Raw genomic sequence first — 6,159 nt, 5'->3', positions numbered from 1 at the left:
TATGCGGATGATCTGGTGATCCTCTGTCGGCCCGGAGAAGGTCGGGGTATGAAGGAGCGGCTGGCCCGCTGGCTGCAAAGTCGAGGGCTAGCCCTGAACGAAACCAAGACCCGGGTGGTGCAGAGCTGCGAGAGTGGCTTTGAGTTCCTGGGCTTTACCTTCCGCTGGCAACAATCGAAAAAGGGGACGCCGTATGTGCACACGGAACCGAGCCCTGCCGCAAAGCAGTCTCTCCGGAACCGTGTGCGTGAACTAACACGACGATCCACCACCTGGAGAGTAACCGGGCAAACTGTGCATGAGATCAACCAAGTGACCCGTGGCTGGGGCAATTACTTTGCCCTCGCCCACTACCACCGGAGCTTTCGACAATTGAATGACTTCGTTGCCCATCGGCTTCGGCAATGGCTGTGGCGCAAACACGGCAATCGCTCTGGCAAATTTAAGCACTGGACCAACCGCACTCTCTTCGACACCTACGGACTCTACGAAATGCCGATCCGCATGGCCTCATGACGCTCGAGGACAAAGGAACTCGGAAAGCCGGATGCGGGAAAACCGCCTGTCCGGTTTGATGAGGGGCGGGAGGATGCGGTCATGGGCTTTCAAGCCTCTCACTCCGTCTCCTCCCGCCTACTCTACACAGGAGGTTACAGCGACGCCGGTGCGATCATCCAAATACTCCAGCGATTGCCACAATCTATCATGGGAAATAAAGCGGTGGCCGCCCGGGTGAGTGGTTTGGAAAGCGAACTGGAGGGAGCCTTGGCGGGTGGCAAGAGAGTACCCCAACTGCCGATTTAAGATTTTAGAAAAAAAGGGATGAAAGACTTATATGACGATCGCCTTTACTCTCGCCTGGAAGCAATTCTCCCAGGAGCAAAGACGCGATTGGAAACAATCGCCGAATTAGAGATTCAGATTGCGGCGCAGTTGGCTGTGGAAATCTTGGCCACTTGTTGTCAGGCCCAAAATGTAGGGGTAATCACCGCGGGGCGGCGTGCGTTTGTGCGGATGCCTCAGAATTGGATAAACGAACATCTTCCTGAATTCGTCGACCGCGCAGTCAATTTCTCCGATGATTGGGAATATAGGAGATTTTTGGAAGTGCTTGACGGAGTCGGTTCCCCGCTCCTGGAGCAATACTGTGCCATCGGGGCTGCCTCGAATAACCCTGAAATTAGAGAGGTGGCGAACGACTTTTCAGGTAGATAGAAGAGAGTGAAAATGGGGAAGTAGGCAGTCAAATCTCGAGAGCCCGCAAATCCGCCGGCCCCGCCGGCAAAAACCTCTTTTGCCCAAACCCTCGCCGCGCGATGTTTGCAAAATGAGGTGGCGGCCTTGGTATCTCCTATCGCGGAGCGATACCTGCTGGTAGCCGTGGACTTTAGTCCACGGAAACGGCCCCCCGAGGCGCCCGTCGCGTAGCGACGTTTGCCGCAAGGATTGGAGAGGAAAGGCAGACGTCGCTACGCGACGAGGCCCGCTGGGAAGGCTTCCGTGGACTAAAGTCCACGGCTACCGGCTAGCATCGCTCCGCGATACACTCTCCCATGGAAGCCCACCCACTCAAAACGACGGTGAGGCAGCTTTGTTGAATGACCTCTATCCCTACCGGGCGGGACTAGCGAGAGGCACTTTTGCTGACGACCGTCACCTTCGCCACCGGATCGCTCTTCGTTGGTTCGACGAAGACCAGCCGATCGCCTGGTGGGAGATTGGCCTTATCATAAACGACGGTGACAACCATTTGCGCTGCCTGCTCGACATCCGTACCTCCGCCCTCCCACGGCTGGTAGAACAAACCACCCACTTTCGTTTGCCGGCATAGCGCCTCCGCCCGCGGATCGAAACGAATTTCATATTTTCGGTATTTGGCGATAGCAACCAGGACATCGTAACCAGGAACATCGTCACACTGCAGAAAGAATTTCGCGGGGTCTGGTCCGTCTGGGAAAATGACCACTTTGTCGCTCGCCGCAGGCGTGCAGGCAACCGCGCCCACCATGACGCAGAGGGCACCGGCGATACGCAGGGACAATCTTTTCATGAAATAAGGAGGCGGGGGAGGCGGCATTTTGGGACTGTCGAACGCGTTGCCGCAATTGTTTTGGCAGGTTGGCGGCTGCCGTCGATCGCGGCGGATCTGCTGGCCGGCGGCAGCCTATCCGGCGGTCTCCCTCACCGGATATCCCTGAAAGGTTCGCCCCAAGATTTCGCACAGTGGTTCGAAGTGCTTTTTGTTCTTTGAAATGACCGTGCTGTCGGACGGCGATTCATGACAAATGAGGGCGTCCCCGCATGCGAAGCAATCTGTCCCCTTGAATTTGGCTCCACGTGGCCCTTCCAGCAGTCGACGCAGGGATTTGATTCGGCGTTTGGTTTCGGAATCCGCATCGTCGATCTGGCAAAGTTCGTCCAAAAGCACGCCGAGCGAGGTGGCTTGGTTGCCCAGGTATTGATCAAGCCCGCACGCTTTCGGGGTGCCACATTCTTGCGTTGGAAGTTTTTGGTCGTAACACCCATCGCCTCGTGTTTTCGGCGCAGGCAGATCCGTCCTGCATCCGATCGCGTTGATGAGTTTTGCCTCCCTTTCCAGCTTTCTCCAGCCCCGCCGAATATGAGGCCCAAGCCAGCCCTTGAATTCTGCGAGTTGTTGGCCGGTGGTGACCTTCGCATCGATCCCTTCAAGAAGTGAGAAATAATCATCGAAGGCGCCGAGCATGACCTCACGACGATATTTTTTGAAGATCTGCTGCCCGCTGTGGGCGAATTCGTGGAGTTGCGAAAATTGCTCCATGGCCAGGGATTTGTTGTAGAGGACAAGGAGCGATCGGAAGAAGCCACGCGCGATCTCGAAAATCACATACTGGGACGTCACCTTAGCGGCCCCCGGTGGAATGGCCGCCACCACCTGTGCGCCGGTACGTTTGCTGCGGAAGATGATCTCAATCAGGGCCGTCGAATCGAGGAATGCCTCAGCCATCCGATCAAACGCTGTCTTTGGCGAACTGGAGCGGGAAGTTCAAGTCGACGCCAGCCGCTTCCATGCGGTCAAGGGCCTCATCCACTGCGTCCGTTGAAAACTGTGCATTGCGGACAACAATCTCAAAAACCTCACCGAGGGCTTCGACGATCGCCAAAGGAGTTGGCTGGGCGACGAACTGCGCGCGGGCAACGCGGAGATTGGCAACTATCTCGTCGATCTGGGGCGAGGCTCCAAGATGTCCGGTCAGCCGCCCGATGTCCGCCCAAAGCAAGGTGGCGAGATGCTCGACCTCAATCTCGTTGCCCTCCAGTTCCTTGATCGCAGCAACCTGCAGTTTTAGTCGCTCCACATCCCGGCGAAAACGAAGGGCTGGCGATCCCGCGATCCCGTAAAGCTCTTCCTCGCTGTAGGAATCGAGCCGAAAAGCGTCGTTCGTCCCGTCGGCCCGCTTCTGGACAAGATAATGGTCGAACTTCGACGTTCGGAGGGCCTCGGCAGGCACACTCCGTTGGGCCTGCGTCGACAAGAATTCCGTCAGCGGATTGCGCTGACGCGCATCCAGCATCTTTTCCAAACGGAGGCCGGTCGGAATTTCAGCTTGGGTCGGCATGGATTTCGGGACTGAGTTTTTGTAGTAATTCCGCTGCTACGCCGCTCTCAAGATTATCCAAAAGAGCCACCACGTCCAGATCCTTGCTTTTCAGGGGCTGCGTCCCATCGGATTGGACCGAAGCGGCGACGTGAGGAATATTGCGAACTGGAAGGCTGGGAACGCCAGGAATTTCGGGTGTCTGCTCGGGATACTCAATGACCGAGAATCTCGCGGTAATGAACCACGGAGCCTTCTTAAGTTCCACCTGAATCCCTTGTGCATCAAACCCCTGCAAGCCGGTTGTGAGTTTTTCGACGGACTCGAGCGGCACCAGTTTGTGCATGAGACGTTGTGCCTCATCATAGGTTTCGCAAGGCCAACCCAGAACGAGCCGGAACCGAAAGCCCGTCAAAACTTCGACATCAAATTCCTCGAAAATCGCCTGGGCAAAGGCGGCTGCTTTCTGACGAAACGCGCCCGCGTCACCGCTGAACACGCGAAGGTGCGCGACTCGAACTCCGTAAAAAAAATCTTCGGTTCCGTTTCGCGACGCGAAGGTTTTTTGGTCAACGGCGGACTCCTTGTGCAGCATGTCCGGAAAGGTTTGTAGGAGACGACGAGCGACGCGACCGGACTTATCCCAAAAAAGATAGCCGTCCGCGTAGTCGAATTCAAATTCTCGGAGCAGAGGTCTCCACATGCTCACCGATGTACAGGTTTTGTCAGAACTTACGCAAGCGCAGACGAGGGCAGCGATACGACTGCGGCCACTCAGGCTGCAAGCGCACCTTACCTTCCCGACATTGTGAAAGCGGGGACTGGAAATGGGAGCGGCGCGAGGCAGTGGAAATTGAGGGCTGCGAGAGAGGTGATATAAATATTACTCCCTCCGCTCCATGGTTTGTATTCACACTGGGTCGAACCTAGAGATGTGCTACTTCGCACAGCAAGATGCGACCGCTTTTTGACTCCGAACCGTTTCCTGACTGTAAATTCATTTTCACAAAATCCCGTCATCCACGGTTGCCAAGTCCCTCGTTCGTCGTATACCACTCGCCCCATTCATGAGATTTCCGCTCGCGTTGACGGCTAAAATTGCCGCGTACATCATCGGCAAAAAACTCAAGGGCGAGAAGAAGTTCGCCACGGTCCTTCAGTTGGAACCGCTCCACACGTGCAATCTCACTTGCACCGGTTGTGGCCGTATCCGCGAGTACTCGACTTCGCTCAAGAACGTGATGCCGCTGCAGGATTGCCTCGGAGCCGCGCAGGAGTGCGAGGCGCCGATGGTCTCGATCTGCGGTGGTGAACCGCTGATTTACCCGGAGATCGAAGCGCTGGTCACGGGCCTGCTCGCCCAGAAGCGCATCGTCTATGTCTGCACGAACGCCATGTTCATGCGGAAGAAGATGCGCGGCTACCTGGCGTCGCTCTTCGTCAAGAATCCGCCACTGGCGGAGGAGAAGCTGCAGGTGTTGCTCAGCGAGGAACTCATTTCCGCCAAGGACGCGGAGGAAGTGCGCAAGGGGCCGAAGGATGCCGCGGCGCCGGTGATCGCGCCGACGCAGTGGATGTATTGGAACGTGCACCTCGACGGCCTGGAGCGCACCCATGACCTCATCGTGGAGCGTGAAGGCGTCTTCCAGGAAGCGGTGCTGGCCATGCGCATGGCGAAGATTCTCGGCTACCAGGTGGCGACGAATACCACGGTGTACAAGGAGACCGAGGTGAAGGAGATCGAGGATCTTTTCGCGTATCTTTCGACGCTCAAACTGGATGGGCACACCATCGCGCCGGGCTACGAATACGACGCGGCCAAGGCCGACATGGTGAAGCGCCTGGGCATTGCGCCGGAGAGCTTTTTCCTGACTCGCAAGCTGACCATCGAGAAGTTCGCCAAGGTGGAGGAGTGGGGCGCCAAATATCCGATCTTCGGCACGCCGGTGTATCTGGAATTCCTGGCCGGCAAGCGCGATCTGACCTGCTCGGCCTGGGCGATCCCGACGCGCAACGTGCGCGGCTGGAAGGGCCCGTGCTATCTCATGACCGATGGTCACTACACCAGCTATCGCGAGATGCTGGAGAAGACCAATTGGGACAAGGTGGGCGTGGTCAATGGCGTGGCGCGCGATCCGCGTTGCGAGAATTGCATGATGAACTGCGGCTACGAGCCGACGGCGGCGCTGGGCCTCGAGGGCAAGCCCGGCGACACGTGGAAGACGATCAAGTTCAACTTCGGTGCGAAGCCGGTGGGCTCGCCGAATGCGGAAATTGAGGCTTTCAACGGCGTGACCGCCGGCGACGGCCATCTCACCGGCAAGAACGCGACTCCCGCGCACAAGCCGGCTGAGGCGGTGTCGTAACCGCTGGGCGGGCGTTCAGCGCTGCCTGGCGTGTGCCCTCGGTGAAATTATGGCGGTGAGCGCGAAGCGCACGAAAAAAAAGCCCGTCATCCTGAGCGGAGCGGGGAAGCATGGGCGGAGTCGAAGGACCTCTGATCTCTACGGGTTTTCGTGCGGAGCTTTTTCAATAGGCGCGTGGTCACGCGCAGGGCGTGGAAGCTCCGCCCCAAAACCCG

The 6,159-nt window shown here is 57.5% G+C and carries 7 protein-coding genes; 3 read left to right on the top strand and 4 right to left on the bottom strand.

Annotated elements, in window-relative coordinates:
* On the top strand, window positions 1-516 hold a 516-nt coding region (locus tag CFE428DRAFT_RS36505), incomplete at its 5' end, for a group II intron maturase-specific domain-containing protein (protein WP_272941154.1).
* A gap of 306 nt (window positions 517-822) precedes the next feature.
* Window positions 823-1,215 (top strand): hypothetical protein, encoded by a 393-nt coding sequence (locus CFE428DRAFT_RS32480; protein WP_042726297.1) that lies wholly within the window; start codon window positions 823-825, stop codon window positions 1,213-1,215.
* Between the two features lie 409 nt (window positions 1,216-1,624).
* On the opposite strand, the gene CFE428DRAFT_RS32475 is transcribed toward CFE428DRAFT_RS32480, so the two are convergent.
* From CFE428DRAFT_RS32475 to CFE428DRAFT_RS32460, 4 genes are all read right to left on the bottom strand, one after another.
* A complete protein-coding gene (locus CFE428DRAFT_RS32475; RefSeq protein WP_006984001.1) occupies window positions 1,625-2,050 on the bottom strand; it encodes a hypothetical protein in 426 nt (141 codons plus the stop codon).
* A 114-nt stretch (window positions 2,051-2,164) separates the two neighbouring features.
* Window positions 2,165-2,986 (bottom strand): hypothetical protein, encoded by an 822-nt coding sequence (locus CFE428DRAFT_RS32470; RefSeq protein WP_006984000.1) that lies wholly within the window; start codon window positions 2,984-2,986, stop codon window positions 2,165-2,167.
* A 4-nt stretch (window positions 2,987-2,990) separates the two neighbouring features.
* The gene (locus CFE428DRAFT_RS32465) at window positions 2,991-3,599 is read right to left on the bottom strand and encodes a hypothetical protein (RefSeq protein WP_006983999.1); all 609 of its coding nucleotides are present in this window, start codon (window positions 3,597-3,599) and stop codon (window positions 2,991-2,993) included.
* Window positions 3,583-4,281, bottom strand: a complete 699-nt coding sequence (locus CFE428DRAFT_RS32460) for a hypothetical protein (RefSeq protein WP_006983998.1) — start codon at window positions 4,279-4,281, stop codon at window positions 3,583-3,585. The genes CFE428DRAFT_RS32465 and CFE428DRAFT_RS32460 overlap by 17 nt, the downstream gene beginning before the upstream one ends.
* Before the next feature lie 364 nt (window positions 4,282-4,645).
* On the opposite strand from CFE428DRAFT_RS32460, the gene CFE428DRAFT_RS32455 reads away from it, so the two are divergent.
* The gene (locus CFE428DRAFT_RS32455; RefSeq protein WP_006983997.1) at window positions 4,646-5,944 is read left to right on the top strand and encodes a DUF3463 domain-containing protein; all 1,299 of its coding nucleotides are present in this window, start codon (window positions 4,646-4,648) and stop codon (window positions 5,942-5,944) included.
* Window positions 5,945-6,159 lie beyond the last annotated feature (215 nt).

It is taken from the genome of Chthoniobacter flavus Ellin428 (genome assembly GCF_000173075.1).
Taxonomy (GTDB): Bacteria; Verrucomicrobiota; Verrucomicrobiia; order Chthoniobacterales; family Chthoniobacteraceae; genus Chthoniobacter; species Chthoniobacter flavus.
The sequence above is the reverse complement of the archived record's forward strand: the minus strand, read 5'-3'. Positions and strand labels throughout refer to the sequence as shown.